The 1,653-nt window shown below is 78.5% G+C and carries 2 protein-coding genes and 1 pseudogene; all 3 read left to right on the top strand.

Features of this window, described 5'->3' with window-relative positions; genetic code table 11:
* A pseudogene (locus HMPREF9719_RS06295) lies at nucleotides 1-268 on the top strand (septum site-determining protein Ssd); the annotation flags it as partial.
* Nucleotides 269-297: 29 nt separating this feature from the next.
* Entirely contained in the window at nucleotides 298-1,425 is a 1,128-nt protein-coding gene (locus HMPREF9719_RS06290) for a TadA family conjugal transfer-associated ATPase (protein WP_038082861.1), read from the top strand.
* Nucleotides 1,422-1,653: hypothetical protein (locus HMPREF9719_RS06285; protein WP_004601148.1), on the top strand; the 232-nt coding region annotated here is incomplete at its 3' end. The genes HMPREF9719_RS06290 and HMPREF9719_RS06285, both read left to right, overlap by 4 nt.

The following is a 1,653-nucleotide window of genomic DNA, read 5'->3' as shown; positions in this document are numbered from 1 at the left end:
GGTGCGCGCGGGGGCGGCGGCCGCGGGGCTCGCCGCGGACCTCAAGGCGGCGGGCCACGAGCCGGTCGCCGTGCTGCGGCGGCGCGCGTGGTCCGGGCTGGACTCAGGCGACGTCTCCCGCCTCGTCGGCGGGGCCGTCATAGCCGAGCTGCCCGACGTGCCGGGGCTCGCCAAGCGCGTCGACACCGCGGGGCTGCCCGCGAGGCTGCCCCGGGCGCTGCGCCGCGCGGCGCGCGCCGTGCTTGGGGATGCGGGGCGGGACCGGTGAGGGAGCGGATCGCCGCGCTCGTGCGCGAGATGGAGGACGCCGTGGCAGCTCGGCTCGCGGCGGGCGAGGCCGAGCCCGGCCCGGTGGAGCTCGCCGCTCTGGTGCGGGAGCGCGCCGGGGCGATCAGCGACGGCGACGTGCTGGCCGTTTTGCGCGCGCTGCGCGAGGACACCGTCGGCGCGGGCCCGCTCGAGGCGCTGCTCGCCGAGCCCGGGGTCACCGACGTGCTCGTCAACGGGCACAGCGAGGTGTGGGTCGACCGGGGCGCGGGCCTCGAGCGCGCGGACTCGCCGTTTAGCGGGGAGGAGGCGGTGCGCCGGCTCGGCGCGAGGCTCGCGGCCGCCGCGGGCGGCCGGCTGGACGAGGCGATGCCGTTTGCGAACGCGAGGCTGCGCCGCGCGGACGGCTCGATCGTGCGGCTGCACGCGGTGCTCTCCCCGCCGGCGGAGCGCGGCACGTGCCTAAGCTTCCGGGTGCTGCGCCAGGCGCAGGCGAGCCTCGACGAACTCGCCGCCGGCGGCTTCCTCGACGAGGTGGCGCTTAGGGCGCTGCGCGGGCTCGTCGCGGCGCGGCGCTCGTTCCTCGTCGTCGGGGGCACCGGCGCGGGCAAGACGACGCTGCTCTCCGCTCTTCTCGCCGAGGCCGACGCGAGAGAGCGGATCGTGTGCATCGAGGACACCGCGGAGCTCAACCCCGACCACCCGCACGTCGTCGGGCTCGTCACGAGGCGCGCGAACGTCGAGGGCACCGGCGAGATCACGCTTGCCGAGCTCGTGGCGCAGGCGCTGCGGATGCGGCCCGACCGCATCGTCGTCGGGGAGATCCGCGGCGCGGAGATCGCCGACCTCCTCGCGGCGCTCAACACCGGCCACGAGGGCGGGGCCGGCACGCTGCACGCCAACTCCCCGGCCGAGGTACCCGCCCGCGTCGAGGCGCTCGCCGCGCTCGGGGGCCTGGGCAGGGACGCCGCGCACGGCCAGTTCCGCGCCGGGGTCGACGCCGTCATCTACGTGCGCCGCGCCGCCGGCGGTAGGCGGCGCCTCGCCGCGATCGGCCGGGTGGCCGAGGGGCCCGGCGGGCGCGCGGTCGTCGAGCCGGTGTGGCAGGAGGGCCAAGGCGCGCTCGACGGGCTCGCGGAGCTGGTGGGGGAGCGATGATCACGCTCGTTGCCGCGCTCGCGGCGGCCGTGCTGCTCCTCGGCCCGCCCAAGCCCGCCCGCCGCCTGCCCGCCCCAGAGCGCGGCGCTCACCCGGCGAAACAAGTCAGGCTTCGGATGCTGGGCGCGCTCGTCGCGGTCGTCCTCGCGCTCGGGGCGGCGGGCCTGGGGCCCGCGCCCGTCGCCGCGGCGGCGATCCTTTCGGCCACCGGCCTGTGGCTCGCCGCGC

This window comes from Corynebacterium otitidis ATCC 51513 (genome assembly GCF_000296405.1).
Classification (GTDB): domain Bacteria; phylum Actinomycetota; class Actinomycetes; order Mycobacteriales; family Mycobacteriaceae; genus Corynebacterium; species Corynebacterium otitidis.
This window is presented reverse-complemented; position numbering and strand designations above follow the sequence as displayed.